The organism is Haloarcula ordinaria (assembly GCF_029338275.1).
In the GTDB taxonomy this organism is placed as follows: Archaea; Halobacteriota; Halobacteria; order Halobacteriales; family Haloarculaceae; genus Haloarcula; species Haloarcula ordinaria.
Genome location: NZ_CP119789.1, coordinates 1,286,104 through 1,302,520 on the forward strand (window position 1 = coordinate 1,286,104; position 16,417 = coordinate 1,302,520).

The following is a 16,417-nucleotide window of genomic DNA, read 5'->3' on the forward strand; positions in this document are numbered from 1 at the left end:
GTCGGCGCAGAAATCCCTGCCGTTTCGCTCACTCCAGCAGGTCCGGCAGGTCCTCGACGGAGTCGACGACGGCGCTGGCGCCCGCGCTGGCGTACTTCTCCCGCCCCGCCTCGCCGGTGAGGCCGCCGGTCAGGACGCCGATACCGTAGTACACCCGTTCCTCGTCCTCGGCGTCGGCGTTGACTGCCGTCTCGATGTCGTCGAGCGTGTCGCCGGCGAACCCCACCCGCTCGGCGCCGAAGCGCTCCGCGAGGGTCAGGAGGGCGTACGGATGGGGTTTCCCCTCCGCCCAGTCGTCCATCGTGAACCTATGGTCGTCGGGGACGTCGAGCCCGACCCGTTCCAGTGCGATATCGGCCTCGGCGGCCGGTCGCCCCGTCACGACACCGACGTGGTAGCGCGACTGGAGCGCCTCGAGCGTGTCGGCCGAGACCAGCTTCGGTTCGTCGTGTATGTAGCCCGGCGCATCGAACGGTGGCTCACCGCCCTCTATCTCCCGATACAGGTCCGCTCCGAGATAGAAGGCCTGGAACACGTCCCGGAGCCGGTCGCTGTCCCACGCCTCGAACACCGCTCGGGCGCTCGCGTCGTCGAGTCGGTCCCGGACGACCGCTTTCGCGGCGTCCAGTCCCCCACCGTGCTCGGCGATGGCGTCGGTGAACTCGGCGATGGTGCCGATATCACCCTCCCGGTCGGCGAGGACGAACAGCGCCGCCGCGTCGGTCAGCATCCAGTCGTTGTTGAACCCGCCCGCGTCCTTGAACTGCTGGACGTCGGCCCGCTCGATGGTGTCGCCGTACACCCGGTCGACGGACTCGAGGATAGCCCGCCGGTAGGAGTCGGCCACGTCCACGAGCACGCCGTCGATGTCGAGGACGACCGCGTCTACGTGCATGGCTGGCCGAACACGCCGCTCATTCAAGCACCTTCCCATCTCTGCCGGTCGCCCGGTACAGCGTCTCCCCACCGGGGAGCTGCTCCGTGTCCACCGGCACCGTTGGCGGGTCCCCGCCGAGCGTCGTGAACCAGCAGGCTGCGTCGACCGACCGCGCGACCGCACGTGTGGGACGGTGCAGTTCTGGCGGCAGGTTCCGTGCGAAGACGACGTCCGCGCCGGCGTACACGGAGCGGTCCGGGTCGGTCACGTCGTCGACGACGAACCGCACGCCGTCGGGAACCGGCCGCGGGTCGATGTCGGTCGCGGTCACTGCGACGCCCTCGGCGGCCAGCCTGCCGGCTACACCGGGCCGATTCCCCACCCCGACCTCGACGACAGAATCGACAGACAACAGCCGGCTGACCAGTTCTGTCTCGGGGTCGTTCACGTCGGGATATTTATGAGACGGCGTCGCATATACGTTCGCATGCACGTCGATATCGTACCCGTGGGCGAGGTCTCCGCCCAGGTAAAGCGGGAGGCCTCCGATGGATTGCGGTCCGTCTACGACTGCGAGGTCTCCATGCACGAACCACAGCCCATCCCGAAGGGTGCGTACGACGCCGACCGAGATCAGTATCGAGCCGAGGAGCTCATCGACCTCGTCCGCCGGGTCGGGGCCGGCGACAAGAACATCGGCATCACGCCGATGGACCTGTTCTACCGCCGCCGGAACTACGTCTTCGGGCTCGCCTACCTCGGTGGCTCCGGCAGCGTCATCTCGACCTATCGGCTGCAGACCTCCTCAGACGGCGGGTTCTCGAACCGCTCGGCCAGCGAAATCTTCTCGGCCCGCGTCCGGAAGGAGATCGTCCACGAGATCGGCCACACCATCGGACTGGAGCACTGTGACAACAAGCGCTGCGTGATGAACTTCTCGCCGACGGTCAGACAGGTCGACGTCAAGGAGGCGTCGCTCTGTGGTTCCTGTCAGCGTGACGTCCTCTGAGCCGGCCGGAATTCACCTAACGTGTTAGGTAACTCGGATAGGTTCTCTCATCCGCTACATGTAATTGCGATGAGTAAGAGTCAATCCCGCGACCGCGCGAAGGAACTCGGCGACATCTTCGTCTCGGTCACTGGCGGCGAATCGGTCACCGAACAGCAGAACGACGGGCCCTCCGACCGCGAACTGCGACCGGACGACGAGTTCGACGACGAGGACGTCGCCGACGGCCTCGACGACGCCGTTGCCGGTGCCGAGACGGGTGACACGTCCGACCCTGCGGCCTGAATAGCGCCACCGTCGACGCACCCTCCAACCCTCCAGAACCGGACTGTGGCACCGTTTTACTGTTTTCCGTCGACCCAGCGCCGCCAGTGTCGCTCAGATGCTGAACTCGAAGAGTTCGTCGCCGACGTGGTGGATGGACTGGACGACCTTGCCGCTCTCGCCGACCATGTCGTCGCCGTCGGTCATCGCCCGGCCGACGGCGAGGAACTTCCCGTGGGTCTCCTCGTTGATGGCGACCAGGTCGCCCTCGCTGATGTCGGCGTCGGCCTCGGTGATTCCCGGTCGCATGATGTCCGCGCCGTCGGAGACGAACGAGATGGCGCCGGCGTCGACGGTCACGACGTGTTTCTGTGGGGGATGGGCGTTCGCGCCCTGGACGGTGAGGAACGGCTCCTCATCTATGTAGAGCACGAGCGGGTCCCCGTCCACGAGGACGACGTCCCAGTCGCTGTCCGCGAACTCGACCTTCTCGAAACTGTCGGCGTCCAGCTCGACGCCGAGGTTGGCCGAGAGCGCGTCGGTGATGCTGCCGACCTCGTCCGAACGGAGATGGTGGCGGGATTTGACTTCCATACCCGTGTCTGTGCGGGGCCGGCGGGTAAGCGTAACGAACCCGCGGAGCCTTTTGTTCGGCGGCGCCATAACCCGTGTATGCGCGTCGTCACCCTGCTGCCCTCGGCGACAGAAATCGTCTACGCCCTGGGTGTTTCCCCCGTCGGCGTCTCCCACGAGTGTGACTACCCGCCGGCCGCCAGAGAGCAACCCGCGGTCAACCGCTCGCGGGTCGACCCCGACGCCTCGAGCAGTGACATCAACGAGCAGGTCGCGGCCGCCGAGGCGGGCGACGGGGTCTATGCCGTCGACCGCGAGACGCTGGCCGACCTCGCCCCGGACCTCGTCGTCACCCAGGGCGTCTGTGACGTCTGTGCCGTCGACCACGTCCAGGTCGCCGACGCCGTCGCCGACCTCGGCCTCGACTGCGAGGTGCTGACGCTCGACGTCCACAGCCTCGACGACCTCTTCGAGTCCATCCACCGCGTCGGGGCGGCCATCGACCGGCCCGACCGGGCAGTCGACCTCGTCGCCGACCTCCGCGAACGCGTGGCAGCGGTCGAACAGACCGCGGCCCGTGCCACCGAGACGCCCAGCGTCGCCGTCCTCGACTGGCTCGACCCGGTGATGGTCGCCGGCCACTGGATTCCCGAGCTGGTCGAACTGGCCGGCGGTCGCTACGAGATGGCCGAACACGGCGCTCACTCCCGGCCCCGCGAGTGGACCGAGGTTCGCGAGTACGACCCCGAAGTGCTGGTCGCCGCGCCCTGTGGGTTCGACGTCGCCCAGACCAGCGAGAACCTCGACGATTTGACCGAGCGACCGGGGTTCGACGACCTCCGGGCCGTCCGCGAGGGGCGCGCCGCCGTGATGGACGGCCACCACTTCGTCAACCGCTCGGGGCCACGGCTGGTCGAGACCCTGGAGTACCTGGCCGCGCTCCTCCATCCGGACCTGTTCGACGCGCCGCCGGGCGACGCCGTGCGTGACCTGGCGACGCTGCGCGCCTAGAGCGTCGAGAGCGCGACGTAGACGTTGCCCGCGATGACGAGCGTCCCCGCGGCGATGACGGCGACGAACCAGGCCCGCCACAGGGGCACCGACTCGACGATGTCGCGGCACTCGAGTAAGACCACGCCGACGAACAGGACGACGGCTCCCTTCACCAGCGGAATCAACAGCGGTTCTATCGAGAACAGGAGCCGGAGCCACGGGTTCTGCTCGTGCCTGATGCCGACGGCCTCGGCCGCCAGCAGCGTCGAGACGGCGTCACCGAAGCCCCAGACGAGCACCACCGCGAACACGAGCTCTACGTACCCCGGTCGGACCACTCGCGAGAGGAGCGCTGCGGGACGGCTGACGTCGGCTTGAGGGCGTGACATGGGGGCGGGACTGTCTACCCCCGCTACGGACCGAACTGGCATAACTCTCTACGGTCTTCGCGCCGGCGACGGCCGTCTGTCAGTCGCCCGTCAGCGAACACTGCCCGTCGTAGCTGGCCTCGCTGACCGTCTCGATGACGGGGTCCGCCCCGCAGACCGGGCATTCCGAGCGTTTCGTTACCGGCACCTCGTCGACGTGCATCTCGCCGGCGTCGTAGACCAGCAGGCGGCCGTCGAGCGACTCGCCGTAGTCCATCGCGAGTTTGATGACCTCCGTCGCCTGCATACAGCCGATAGTCCCCGGGAGGACGCCCAGTACCCCGGCGGTCGCGCAGTCCGGGACGGTCCCCTCCGGCGGCGCTTCGGGGAACAGACACCGGTAACAGGGTCCCTCGCCGGTGAAGGTCGTCACCTGCCCCTCGAAGCGGAAGACGGCGCCGTGCGAGAAGGGGACGCCCGCGAGCGTGCAGGCGTCGTTGACGAGAAATCTGGTAGGGAAGTTGTCCGAGGCGTCGACGACGATGTCGTAGGACTCGACGAGGTCCGGCGCGTTCCCGGTCGTGAACCGCGTCTGGTGCTGTTCGACGGTGACGTCCGGGTTGAGGTCGGTGACGAACGCTGCGGCGCTCTCGACTTTCGGCCGGCCCACGTCGCTATCGGCGTGGATGACCTGGCGCTGGAGGTTCGACCGCTCGACCACGTCGTCGTCGACGATACCCAGCGTCCCGACGCCGGCGGCCGCGAGGTACTGCAGGACCGGCGACCCGAGGCCCCCGGCGCCGACGACGAGCACCGACGACTCCAACAGCGCCGCCTGTCCCTCGGGCCCCACCCCGTCCATGATGACGTGCCGCGAGTAGCGGTCGAGCTGTTCGGGGTCGAGGTTCGGGCGCATACGGCCCGTTGACCGTCGAGCAAGATAAATCGCGGGATGGGCCTGTTCGGCCGGTTCAGTTGTTGCGCTGGAGGTCCGCGACCATGTCGTCCATCCGCCGGTTGATGTCGGCGACCCGGTCGGTCTGCGCGACGGCGTCGTCGGCGATCTCTGCCGTGCTCTCGGCGATCTCCTCGGCAGCGTCGGTGGCCTGGTCGACCATGCTCGCGACCTCCTCGGTGGAGGCCGCCTGCTGGTCGGTCGCCGTCGCGACCTCCTCGATACCGTGGTTGACCTCTTTGACGGTGTCGCCGATCTCGGTCAGAATCTCGGTCGACTCCTCGACGGTGTCGATGCCCGCCTCTATCTCCTCGTTGCTCGCCTCGAGGCTCTCGACGGCGTTCCTCGTGTCGTCCTGGATGCCGTCGATCATCCCCTCGATGGTCGTCGCCTGCTCCTGGGACTCCTCGGCGAGGCTCTTGACCTCGTCGGCGACGACGGCGAACCCTTCGCCGGCCTCGCCGGCCCGCGCGGCCTCGATGGAGGCGTTCAGCGCGAGCATGTTGGTCTGGTCGGCGATGTCGTTGATGACGTCGACGATGGCGTCGATCTCCTCGACGCTCGCCTGGATGGTCCTGACGTCCTCGGCGACGCTGTCGGCGGCCGTCTGGATGCTCTCCATAGCCTCGTGGACGTCCTCGGCGTTGCCCTGGCCGCGCTCGGCGAGCTCCTTCGCCTCGCGGGCGGCCGCCGAGACCTCCTCGGAGGAGGAGGCGATTTCTTCGACGGACGCAGAGAGGTTCGACACCTCGCTCGCCACCTCGGACATCCCCTCGTACTGTTCGGCCGCCTGCTGGCGGATGTCGTCGGTCTCCTCGGCGATGTCGACCGAGGAGTCCTCCAGCTCGGCCAGCCCGGTCTGTATCTCGCTCGCGGCATCGTGGTCGTAGCCTGCCTGCCGGTCGATGTCTGCTGCGACGTCGCTCTGGATATCGGCGTCGATGTCGTCGTCGATATCTGCGTCGGTCGCGATCTCCGTCGTACCCAGGCCAGTATCGCTCATTGTGCCCGGATCTGACCGTTGCGACTTAAAAAAGGGTGTACCAAACGCTATCGTCGCTGATACTGGCCCCGTCAGCAGTCGTACAGGTCGCGGTACTTCTCGTCGGCGTACTCGACGAAGTAGTCGGCGCTGAACGCCTCGCCGGTCGCTTCCTCGATGAGGTCGTCGGTCGTGTACCGAGCGCCGTGGCGGTGGATGTGTTCGGTCAGCCACTCGTGGATGGGGCCGAACTCGCCGGCGCGAACAGTTCCGTCGAAGTCGTCGACGTCCGCATCGACGTGGTGGGCCAGTTGCGCGGCCAGCACGGACCCAAGCGAGTAGGTCGGGAAGTAGCCGATGGCGCCGTTCGTCCAGTGGATGTCCTGGAGACAGCCCTCGGCGTCGGTGTCGGGGCGGACGCCCAGGTACTGTTCCATCTTGTCGTTCCACACCTGCGGGACTTCCTCGACTTCGAGGTCGCCACGGATGAGGTCGCGCTCGATTTCGAACCGAAGCACGATGTGCATGTGGTAGGTCAGTTCGTCGGCTTCGACGCGGATGAGGTTGTCATCGTACACCTCGTTTGCGGCCTCGTAGAACTCGCGGGGCGTGGCGTCGGTCCCGAGGTGGTCGTTGACCGTGGGGGCAAAGAGGTCCCAGAAGGGCCGGGAGCGACCGACGTGGTTCTCCCAGAAGCGCGACTGGGACTCGTGGACCGACAGGTCGCGGTTGTCCCCCAGCGGCGTGCCGTACTCCTCGCGGGGGAGGCCCTGCGTGTAGGTCGCGTGCCCGAACTCGTGGATGGTCGAGCCCAGCGCGTCCAGCGGGTCGTCGGGCGTGAACCGGGTCGTCACGCGCGCGTCGAACTGGGTCCCCGTGGAGAACGGATGGGGCGCGGTGTCGAGGCGGCCGCGGTCCCAGTCGTAGCCCAGCGTGTCGAGGGCCGCTTCGACAAGCGCGTGTTGCGTGTCGTCGTCGTATGTTCCCTCGAAGGGACTTGCGAGGGTCACGTCGCTGGCGGCGATGTCGTCGATAAGCGGGACGAGTTCCTCGCGGAGCGTCGTCAGCACCGCCTCGGCGGTGTCGATGCCCAGATACGGCTCGTACTCCTCGAACAGCACCTCGTAGGGGTCCCGGTCGGGGTCGATGGCTTCGGCGTACTCCCGGCGCAGGTCGACCATCTCCCGGAGGGTGTCGGCGAAGGCGTCGAAGTCGTCGTCGGCCTTGGCCTCCTTCCAGACCGGCAGGGCGTTCGAGGACGCCTCCGAGAGACGCTCGACGAGGTCCGACGGGACTCGAACCGCGCGCTCGTGGTCCCGGCGTACCTCGCGGACGACGGCTTCCTGTTCGGCGTCGAGGTCCGCGTCCCCGAGCTCGTCGAGCCACCCGGCCAGCTGGTCGTCGGTCAGCAGCTCGTGGTGTAGCGTCGAGATGGCCGACGACTGCTTCGCGCGGGCGGGCGTCCCCGCGTCCGGCATCATCACCTGCTGGTCCCACTGCAGGACGCCGCCGGCGTCGCCGACGTAGTGGAGCCGCTTGACGTGGTCGATGAACGCCTCGTACGTCGATTCGACGTCCTCGCTGGTTGTTGCCATGCCCCCACGTTAGTGCGGCGACACTAAAGGGCCGACGCAGGCGGAAAGGCGTGCGCGCATTCCCTCAGTCGGCCGGCCACTCTCTCGCGACCTGCTCGTAGATGGCCCGACAGCGCTCCAGCACAGCGAGCGAGACGCTCTCGTCGGCGGTGTGGGCCTCGCCCGGTTCGGCCGCGCCCAGGACCACACACTGGGTGCCGGCCTGCGAGAGCCACCCCGCGTCGGTCGCGTGAGGCTTGACGACGTGTTCGGGCAGCTCGGCCTGATTGTCCGTGGCCGCGTCCAGCACGAACTCGGCGAAGTTGGTGTCCTCGCACGCCATCGGCGGGAGGTCCTGGTCGACTTGCCAGGTGACCCCCGCTATGTCTTCGACTCGGTCCAACGGCGCACGCTCGCCGGGAACGGTCCGCTCGTCCACCGTCGCCTCGCAGCGCTCGGGGATGACGTTCCACGCCGACCCGCCGTCGATTTCGGTGACTGCGACGCTCCCGGAGAGGTGGTGGCCCAGTACCTCTGTCTCCGGGAACGCCAGGTCGCGAACGACGTCGACGGCATCCGTCGCGCGGTAGATGGCGTTCTCACCGGCCTCGGTCTCGCTGGCGTGGGCGGCCGCCCCCTCCGCGACGATGGTCGACCCGCGCCGGCCCTTGTGGGCGACGGCGACGTCTGTGACTCCCGGCGCGGAGTACCCCGTCGACCCCTCGCCGACGACGGCGTAGTCCGGCGAAAAGCCGTCCTCGATGGCCGCCTGACAACCCAGGCCCCCCTGCTCCTCGCCGACGAAGGAGGCGAAGACCAGTTCCGCCCCGTCCAGGGGGTCGGCGTCGCGGAACGCCAGCATCGCCGCAGCGACGCAGCCCTTCATGTCGGCGGTACCGCGACCGTACAGGCGTCCGTCGCGCTCCTCGACGAGGTAGTGGCCGTCGTCGTCGACCTGCGAGTCGTCCGGCGGGACGACGTCGTGGTGGCCGACCAGCGCGAGCGATGTCTCGCCATCGCCGCGCCGCGCCAGGACGTTCCCGTGGTCGTCGCGGGCCACCGCGGCGTCGGTGTGGGTCCGGAGCCACTCCTCGACGTAGTCGCCAGCGGCGGTCTCGTCCTCGTGACTCCCCGTCGCGACCAGTTCTCTCGTGAGTTCGGTGAGGTCCATACCGGACGCTCTCGGGCCATCGGTTTGTGTCTTGCTCGAAAACGAGTCAGTCAGTCGTCGTTCGGAAGCGGGCCCACGAAGTTCAGGCCGTACCTTGCACCGACGGTGTAGATTCCTTCGGAAACCCCCGTATCAGGACCCTTATCAATCGACGGTATCGTATCAGTGGTATGGAAATCGTACCGGACACGAGCGTGGTCGTCGACGGCCGCGTGTCCGAACAGGTCGAAGCCGACGCTGACCCTGATTCACCGGAGAGCGGCAAGGGCTTTGCCGGCGCGACGGTGGTCATGCCGGAGGCCGTCGTCGGCGAACTCGAAGCACAGGCCAACGACGGCCGACAGACCGGCTGGGAGGGCCTCGAGGAGCTCCGGCGGCTGGTCGAACTCGCCGAGGACGGACTCATCGAGGTCGAGTACGTCGGTCGGCGGCCCGACGCCGTGGAGAAACGCGACGCCGGCGAGGGTGAAATCGACGCGCTCATCCGCGACGTGGCCGACGACCGCGGCGCGGTCCTGGTCACGAGCGACGACGTCCAGGCCGAGGTGGCTCGCGCGAAGGGTATCCGGGTCGAGTACATCGAACCGCGGGGTCGCTCGGTCGACCACCTCCAGATCGAGAACTTCTTCGACGAGGCGACGATGAGCGTCCACCTGAAAGTGGGCGTCGCCCCGTTCGCGAAGAAGGGCGACATCGGCGACATGCACTACCAGCCGATTCGCGACGAGAAGGCAACGGAGGCCGAACTTCGCGAGTACGCCGCCGACATCGAAGACAGCACCCGCGGGTCGCCCGACGGCTTCGTCGAACTCGACGAGCCGGGGATGACCATCATCCAGTTCCGCGACCTCCGTATCGCCATCGCCCGCCCGCCGTTCTCGGACGCACTCGAAATCACGGCCGTCCGACCCATCGTCAAGACCGAACTCGACGACTACGAGTACGCCGACGAACTGCGTGACCGGTTCACCGAACACCAGCGCGGCGTCCTCATCTCCGGATCGCCCGGCGCGGGGAAGTCGACGTTCGCCCAGGCCGTCGCGGAGTTCCTGGTCGACGCCGACTACTCGGTCAAGACGATGGAGAAGCCACGGGACCTCCAGGTCGGCCCGAACGTCACCCAGTACACCGCCCTCGACGGGTCGATGGAGAAGACCGCCGACTCCCTGTTGATGGTCCGGCCCGACTACACCATCTACGACGAGGTCAGGAAGACCGACGACTTCGAGGTCTTCGCCGACATGCGTCTCGCGGGCGTCGGGATGGTCGGCGTCGTCCACGCGACCCGCGCTATCGACGCACTCCAGCGCCTCATCGGCCGGGTCGAACTCGGCCTCATCCCGCAGATCGTCGACACTGTCGTCTACATCGAGGCCGGGCAGGTCCACACCGTCTACGACGTCACGACCGAGGTCAAGGTCCCCGCGGGCCTCATGGAGGAGGACCTGGCCCGCCCGGTCATCATGGTCAAGGACTTCGCGACCGACGCGCCAGCCTTCGAGATCTACACGTTCAACAACCAGGTCGTCACCGTCCCGCTGGACGACGACGACGATGGCGAGGACTCCGGCGTCGACCGCCTCGCCAAGCAGGAGGTCGAACGAGAGATTCGCTCCATCGCGCGCGGCCACGTCGAGGTGGAACTGCGCGGCCCGAACACCGCCGTGGTGTGGGTCGAGGACGACGACATCTCGCAGGTCATCGGCAAGGGCGGCGGCCGCATCACCGACGTGGAGAACCGCCTCGGTATCGACATCGACGTCCGGACCTTCGAGGAACGGCCCAGCGGCCCCTCGGGCGGTCCGCAGACCGACGCCGGCGGCAAGCAGGGCGAAATCGTCCAGCCCGAGGTGACGTCCCGGCACATCATCGTCCCGCTGGACGGCCACTCGGGCGACACCGTCGAGGTACAGGCCGACGGTGAGTACCTCTTTACGGCGACCGTCTCCCGTGGGGGCGAGATACAGGTCTCGCGCGGGTCGGGCATCGCCGAGGAGTTGGAACGGGCCATCGACCGTGGGAACACCATCACCGTGGTCCCGTCGTAGACGCGAGCCAGCGCACCGCACGAAACCGGGACTATCCTTTAACCTGCTTCGGCGCCTAGAGATAGCAACCAGATGCTGGAAGACGAGTTCGGTCGCGAGGTCACCGGCGTCCGCGTCTCGCTGACCGACCGGTGTAACTTCGACTGCGTCTACTGCCACAACGAGGGGCTGGGCGACACGCGCGGCCCGATGGACCCACAGGACGACGAACTCGGGACCGACGCTGTCGTCCGGTTTCTCGAAGTCGCCCACGACTTTGGCGTCGGTGCGGTGAAGTTCACCGGCGGCGAACCGATGCTCAGAGACGACCTCGAAGCCATCGTTCGGCGCACGCCCGACGACATGGCGGTGTCGATGACGACCAACGGCACCTTCCTCCCGGGCCGGGCCGAGGGGCTCGTCGATGCGGGGCTCGACCGCGTCAACGTCTCGCAGGACGCGCTGGACGCCGAGGCGTTCGCCGAACTCACGCAGAGCGGCGCGTACGACCGGGTCCTCGAAGGCGTCGAGGCGGCCCTCGACGCGGGACTCGCGCCGGTGAAACTCAACATGGTCGTCTTCGAGCCGACGGCGGGCTACGTCCCGGGGATGGTCGACCACGTCGCCGAGAACGACGGGCTCCAGCTGCAGCTCATCGAGTACATGCCGGAGCTCGCGGGCCACCCGGAGTGGGCCGTCGACATCCAGCGGGTTCACGACTGGCTCGAGGCCCAGGCCGACCACGTCGAGACCCGCGCGATGCACGACCGGAAGCGCTACTTCGTCAGCAGCGAGGCGGCCGCGCGAGCCGAGAACGGGACCGTGGCGGCCGCCGACGGCGGTGGCGATGCCGCCGGGCTGGGGATGGTCGAGATTGTCGACCCTGTCGGGAACGCCGACTTCTGTGCGAACTGCCACCGGGTCCGGCTCACGCACGACGGCTACCTCAAGGGGTGTCTGAACCGCAACGACGACCTCGTCGCCATCGGCGAGACGAAGGCCTCGATGCGCGAGGCCTTCCGGACGACCGTCGCCGAGCGGGTCCCCTACTATGGCGAGTACATGATCGAAGAGGACGGCGAGTGGACGTTCAACGAGGCCTACCGGGACAGCGAGGGCGACCGGACGCCCTACGAGTACTCGAAGGACGACTGAGAGGGGGTATCGGAGTCGTTCAGCGAGTCGCTCCCGAGAGGTGGAATTTCTGTCGCGAGCAAATCCGCGAGCGACCGAAACGGAATCCGTGCCCAAGGAGATCTCCTCCCGTTCAAATTCGGGAGACGCCACCCAACCACCAGCACTGAACCCTGAAAGCCGCCTATGTGTAGCTATCGACGAGTGCCGAGACCTCGTCGATGTAGTTCTCGCGGACTCGTCGGTTCGACATCTCCTGGACGTGCGTCGACGTCTGGTCGATACTCGGGCTCGTTCCGAGCGGTCGGTCCACGAGGTCGTACTGCGAGATCAGTTCGACCGGCCCCTCGACCGCTTCGAGGTTGTCGATGACGGCGTCGATCGCTCCCCGGATCTCGGTCCGCTCGGCGAAGTCGGGGCACCGGGTTATCCACCCGCGGTCGTTATCGTGTTCGTACGCGGCCCATATATCCGCCTCGAAGAATCTCGTCTCGCCCCGGTATTCGATGTTCGAGGCGTCATCGTCCTTGACGTAGATTGCGTACTCGGGCGCTTCCTGATCGAGACCGAAGATCGAGAAGAAATCGTCCCACTCGGTCGGCAAGTCGTCGAGCTGACCGGTCAACGCGACGTCCCACACGTGTGTACTGGCGGTCGTGTGCTCGTCGCGCCAGGCGTCGAGACGGGTCTCGTCTACGAAGACGGGGATCGAATTTCGACCGATCCCTTCGTACAGGCCGGCGTAGTAGACGCCTTCCATCGGCTCCAGGCGGACGACCGGTTGTCCCGAGCCGATGCTGACGAGCGCGTCGATACTGGCTGGAGCCTCCGTCGAAAGTGCGTCTCTGAACTCGAAGTGCCGCTGTTTGATGAGCCGCGGATCCCCGAAGATCATCGGAGCGTACAGAGAGAGCGTCCCTTCGACCGTAACGTAGGTCCCGGTATCGAGCGTGTCCCGACGGTGTGCGTTCCAGAACTCCTTGACACCGCCGATTTCGTCGACACCTCCGTCCAGGACGACGGATTTCCGCTGGTGATAGGCACTCGCGGCGTTGACCCCCAACGTCAGTGCCCCGAGCGTCGCCGAGATCGGATCGACCATACCGTAGGCTAACAGACGGTACCATTTAACAGCAACCGATATCGATGCCGAACTGCGATACTGCGTCACCATCCCCACCCTCGTGAAGGTCAGTGAACAGGGAGTCAGTATCGTGTTCTCTCCAGCAGTTCGAGTCTGCAAGCGACAGAGATTCGAACACCGCTGCCGGTCGAACGACTCGTTCGGTCTGCCCGGCTCCGATGAACCCTCTGACTACGGCTCCAGGCTGTCGATCGACCGTTCGAGAGCACTGACACCCGGTTTTTCTACTCTCTCTGGGGCCGCGTATACGCCGACACGCTGGGTCCCGAGCGAAACGAACCCGAGCCCGAGTTTTTCGGCGGTCGACTGAAGCCCGAGTCCCGCATCCGCCTGTCCGGCGAGGACCTTCCGGGCCGGACTCTCGTGTGCGTTCGTCGTCAGCCCGTAGCCCGAGATGGCGGCTGTGAGGTCCCCGCGGTCGACGCCGCGTTCCTCGGCGAGCGCGTCGAGTGCCGCGTCGAGACTTCGCCGGAGACCGGACCCGGTCCCGCGGTTGACGAACCGCGCCGACCCGTCGACGAGCGCCGCCAGCCCGTCCACGGCGTCTGCGTCTGCGACCACCAGTCCCCACTCGCGCTCCCAGCCGCCGAGTTCGACGGCGTCCTGTGGCGGGTCGACCGGTCCCGCTGTCACCGCCAGATCCGGCGTCCCGTCTTCGAGTCGCCGGAGGCCGTCGACGGTCCCTACGGGGAGGTACCGCGGGCGGTCGACGTCGTCCAGTAGTTCCGAGAGCGTGGGGTCGTCCTCGCCGACGCCCAGCAGCGTCGGGGGTCGCACGTCCGGGGAGAACAGCGACACGTCGACGGTCTCGCCCGCGCCCAGGTAGTCCGTCTCGGGTGGGACGGCGACGGTGCCGTCCGCGTCGACCAGGCTGGTCGTCGCACCGCTCCCCTTGTCGACAGGGTAGACCAGCAGGTCGCCGTCACCGTCCTTGACGAGGCCGACGGGTAGCAACCGATAGCGGCCCTCGCTGTAGCGCTCGGTGACGGCCATCGTCCCGGTGACCGTCGCGGTGGCCGGGTCCGCCTGCCCCGCCGCGTCGCGGACGACGGGCGCGACGAACTCGCGGAAGATGGTCAGCGCCGAGATGGGGTAGCCCGGCAGGCCGACGTACGCCGAGTCGCCGACGGTGCCCACGAGCGTCGGCTTGCCGGGCTTGACCGCCACGCCGTGTAACAGCAGTTCACCGCGCTCCTCGACGACGCGGTAGATGACGTCGACGGCGCTGGCGCTGGTCGACCCGGAGGAGAGCACGAGGTCACACTCGTCGGCGGCCTCGTGGAGCAGGCGCTCCATCGCCTCGAAGTCGTCACCCACGTGCGGGTAGAGCACGGCCTCGCCGCCGGCCTCCTCGACGGCGGCCGCGAGCGTGTAACTGTTCACGTCGTATATCTGGCCGGCGGCGCTGTCCAGCGGCTCGCCGGGCCGGACCAGCTCCTCGCCGGTCGAGATGATACCGACCGTGGGCCGGCCCCGGACCGGGACCTCGTCCACGCCGAGCGCCGAGAGCAGCCCCATCTCCCGGGGCGTGATTCGCGTCCCGGGGCCCAGCGCCCGCGCTCCCGCGGCGATGTCGGCACCGGCGGGCATCACGTGGTCGCCAGGCGCGACGGCGGTCCGGACCTCGATGCCGTCCTCGACCTCGGTCGTCCGCTCGACCATCACGACGGCATCGGCCCCCGGTGGCAGCACCGCGCCGGTGGATATTTCGACGATGGTCCCTGGTTCGACCTCCACGGCCGGCTCCTCGCCCGCGTGGACCGTCCCGACGAGCGGCATCGTCACGGGGCTCGCCTCGTCTGCCCCGAAGGTGTCCTCGGCGCGGACCGCGTAGCCGTCCATGCTCGCGCGGTCGAAGCCCGGGACGTCCAGTTCGGCGTCGATACGCTCCGCGAGGATGCGGCCACGGGCGTCGCCGAACGGGACCCACTCGATCCCCGGGGCCACGTCGAGGCTCGCGAGCACGTCTCGGACCTCCTCCGGCGGGGCGAGGTCGCGGAACTCGCGGCGGTCGGTCATGCCGACCACTCCCAGTCCTCGACAGCGACGGGCTGTCCGGCGTCCAGCCCCTCCAGCCGCTCGGGGACGACGACCCACCCGTCGGCCAGCGCGACGCTGGAGAGGACACCTGCCCCGCTCGCCCGCGTCGGCGTCGCGGTCACGTCGTCGCCCGTTCCGTCCAGTTCCACCCGGGCGAACGTCCGGGTGCCGGGGTCGCTGACGACCTTCCGGGTCAGCGCCGCCTCGGTCGTCGGCGGGTCGACGTGTGGGAGGTGGCCGCGCTCGCGGAGTGCGGGGCGGAGGAACGCCATCGCGGCTACGAGACAGGCCACCGGAGGGCCGGGGAGCAGGAGAACCGGCGTCTCCTCGACGACGCCCAGGGCGACCGAGCCGCCGGGTTCGAGGGCGACGCCGTGGCCCAGCACCTCGCCGAGCGAATCGACGACCTCCGGGACGCGGTCGCGCGCCCCCATAGAGGTGCCGCCGGTCGTCACCACCACGTCGCGGTCCAGGTCACGCTCGATTGCCTCGCGGATGGCCTCCTCGTCGTCGGCGACGTCGCGATGTGTCGCGTCACCACCCCAGCGCTCGACGTACTGTGCGACGGTCTGGCCGTCGGTCTCGACGGCCTCGCCCGGGTCGGGGTCGGACTCAACCAGCGCCTCGCCGGTCGGAATCACGCTCACGCGTGGGCGTTCGTACACCTCGACCGTCGTTCTGCCGACCGACTTGAGCAGTCCGAGGTCCGAGGGTCTGAGCCGGTGGCCCGTCTCGTACAACTTCTGGCCGGCTGCGACGTCTTCGCCGACCGCCGCGACGTTCTCTTCGCCGGCCACCGCGTCGAACACCGTCAGCGAGTCGCCCCGCCGCTCGGTCGCGTCGACCGTCACGACGGCGTCGGCCGCTTCGGGGAGTTCGCTCCCTCTTTCGACGCGGGTCGCCGTCCCCGGACCGACCGCCTCGCCGACCTGCAACGCCGCAGGCGAGCGGCCACTCGCGCCGAAGGTGTCCTCGGCCCGGACCGCGAACCCGTCCGCCGCCGCTCGTCGGTACTCCGGAACCGCGCGCTCGGCGTCGACGACCGTCGCCAGCACGCGCTCGTCGGCGTCACGGAGCGCGATTCGCTCGGCCCGCTCGTGCGGTGTCACCGCATCGAGGAGTGTCTCTCGTGCGTCCTCGAGCGGTGTCCGACGCCTGAAGCCGTGTGTCCGCCGGCCCTCGTCGCTCATTGTCCGGGATTCGCACCTGACGACCAAAAACCTCCGCGTGCCGCGGGGTCACTGTGTGCCCGGATTCGGACGGGAAGGCCGACGGACTCTTTCTCGGACAGCGATACAGCTCACGC

Annotated in this window: 16 protein-coding genes; 5 read left to right on the forward strand and 11 right to left on the reverse strand. The window is 68.0% G+C overall.

The features are described 5' to 3' along the window. Positions 1–28 precede the first annotated feature (28 nt). Positions 29–895, reverse strand: a complete 867-nt coding sequence (locus P1L41_RS06795) for a TIGR01548 family HAD-type hydrolase (RefSeq protein ID WP_276298109.1) — start codon at positions 893–895, stop codon at positions 29–31. A 19-nt stretch (positions 896–914) separates the two neighbouring features. Further along, complete coding sequence (locus P1L41_RS06800; protein ID WP_276298110.1) at positions 915–1,325, reverse strand: UPF0146 family protein; 411 nt, start codon at positions 1,323–1,325, stop codon at positions 915–917. Between the two features lie 39 nt (positions 1,326–1,364). Between P1L41_RS06800 and P1L41_RS06805 the strand changes: the two genes are divergently transcribed. Together P1L41_RS06805 and P1L41_RS06810 are read left to right on the forward strand one after the other, a co-directional pair. Beyond that, the gene (locus tag P1L41_RS06805) at positions 1,365–1,886 is read left to right on the forward strand and encodes an archaemetzincin family Zn-dependent metalloprotease (protein ID WP_276298111.1); all 522 of its coding nucleotides are present in this window, start codon (positions 1,365–1,367) and stop codon (positions 1,884–1,886) included. A 69-nt stretch (positions 1,887–1,955) separates the two neighbouring features. After that, a complete protein-coding gene (locus P1L41_RS06810) occupies positions 1,956–2,171 on the forward strand; it encodes a hypothetical protein (RefSeq protein ID WP_276298112.1) in 216 nt (71 codons plus the stop codon). A gap of 93 nt (positions 2,172–2,264) precedes the next feature. On the opposite strand, the gene P1L41_RS06815 is transcribed toward P1L41_RS06810, so the two are convergent. Further along, positions 2,265–2,744 (reverse strand): RNA-binding protein, encoded by a 480-nt coding sequence (locus P1L41_RS06815; RefSeq protein ID WP_276298113.1) that lies wholly within the window; start codon positions 2,742–2,744, stop codon positions 2,265–2,267. Positions 2,745–2,822: 78 nt separating this feature from the next. Between P1L41_RS06815 and P1L41_RS06820 the strand changes: the two genes are divergently transcribed. Continuing rightward, positions 2,823–3,734, forward strand: coding sequence for a cobalamin-binding protein (locus P1L41_RS06820; protein ID WP_276298114.1), 912 nt, complete (start codon positions 2,823–2,825; stop codon positions 3,732–3,734). Here the strand turns inward: P1L41_RS06820 and P1L41_RS06825 are convergent. The 5 genes from P1L41_RS06825 to P1L41_RS06845 all read right to left on the reverse strand — a co-directional run bounded on the left by P1L41_RS06825 (position 3,731) and on the right by P1L41_RS06845 (position 8,766). After that, positions 3,731–4,105, reverse strand: coding sequence for a DUF5658 family protein (locus tag P1L41_RS06825; RefSeq protein ID WP_276298115.1), 375 nt, complete (start codon positions 4,103–4,105; stop codon positions 3,731–3,733). The genes P1L41_RS06820 and P1L41_RS06825 overlap by 4 nt on opposite strands. Before the next feature lie 79 nt (positions 4,106–4,184). Continuing rightward, positions 4,185–5,000: an SAMP-activating enzyme E1 gene (gene ubaA / locus P1L41_RS06830; RefSeq protein WP_276298116.1), complete on the reverse strand. Its 816-nt coding sequence runs from the start codon at positions 4,998–5,000 to the stop codon at positions 4,185–4,187. 55 nt (positions 5,001–5,055) lie between these two features. Continuing rightward, a complete protein-coding gene (locus P1L41_RS06835; RefSeq protein WP_276298117.1) occupies positions 5,056–6,042 on the reverse strand; it encodes a methyl-accepting chemotaxis protein in 987 nt (328 codons plus the stop codon). A gap of 71 nt (positions 6,043–6,113) precedes the next feature. Beyond that, positions 6,114–7,616: a carboxypeptidase M32 gene (locus P1L41_RS06840; RefSeq protein ID WP_276298118.1), complete on the reverse strand. Its 1,503-nt coding sequence runs from the start codon at positions 7,614–7,616 to the stop codon at positions 6,114–6,116. A 64-nt stretch (positions 7,617–7,680) separates the two neighbouring features. Further along, a complete protein-coding gene (locus tag P1L41_RS06845) occupies positions 7,681–8,766 on the reverse strand; it encodes a M20 family metallopeptidase (RefSeq protein WP_276298119.1) in 1,086 nt (361 codons plus the stop codon). Between the two features lie 170 nt (positions 8,767–8,936). Here P1L41_RS06845 and P1L41_RS06850 point away from each other — a divergent pair, with 170 nt between their 5' ends. Together P1L41_RS06850 and moaA are read left to right on the forward strand one after the other, a co-directional pair. After that, positions 8,937–10,814 carry a PINc/VapC family ATPase gene (locus P1L41_RS06850; RefSeq protein ID WP_276298120.1) on the forward strand — a complete coding sequence of 626 codons (1,878 nt, stop codon included), beginning with the start codon at positions 8,937–8,939 and terminating at the stop codon, positions 10,812–10,814. A 72-nt stretch (positions 10,815–10,886) separates the two neighbouring features. Further along, positions 10,887–11,948 (forward strand): GTP 3',8-cyclase MoaA, encoded by a 1,062-nt coding sequence (gene moaA, locus P1L41_RS06855; protein ID WP_276298121.1) that lies wholly within the window; start codon positions 10,887–10,889, stop codon positions 11,946–11,948. 163 nt (positions 11,949–12,111) lie between these two features. Here moaA and P1L41_RS06860 read toward each other — a convergent pair whose 3' ends face one another. The 3 genes from P1L41_RS06860 to P1L41_RS06870 form a co-directional block, all read right to left on the reverse strand. Next, positions 12,112–13,029 carry a hypothetical protein gene (locus tag P1L41_RS06860; protein WP_276298122.1) on the reverse strand — a complete coding sequence of 306 codons (918 nt, stop codon included), beginning with the start codon at positions 13,027–13,029 and terminating at the stop codon, positions 12,112–12,114. A gap of 213 nt (positions 13,030–13,242) precedes the next feature. Beyond that, positions 13,243–15,090 (reverse strand): molybdopterin biosynthesis protein, encoded by a 1,848-nt coding sequence (locus tag P1L41_RS06865; protein ID WP_276298123.1) that lies wholly within the window; start codon positions 15,088–15,090, stop codon positions 13,243–13,245. After that, the gene (locus P1L41_RS06870; RefSeq protein ID WP_276298124.1) at positions 15,087–16,301 is read right to left on the reverse strand and encodes a molybdopterin molybdotransferase MoeA; all 1,215 of its coding nucleotides are present in this window, start codon (positions 16,299–16,301) and stop codon (positions 15,087–15,089) included. Before P1L41_RS06870 ends, P1L41_RS06865 begins: the two co-directional genes overlap by 4 nt. Between the last annotated feature and the right edge of the window lie 116 nt (positions 16,302–16,417).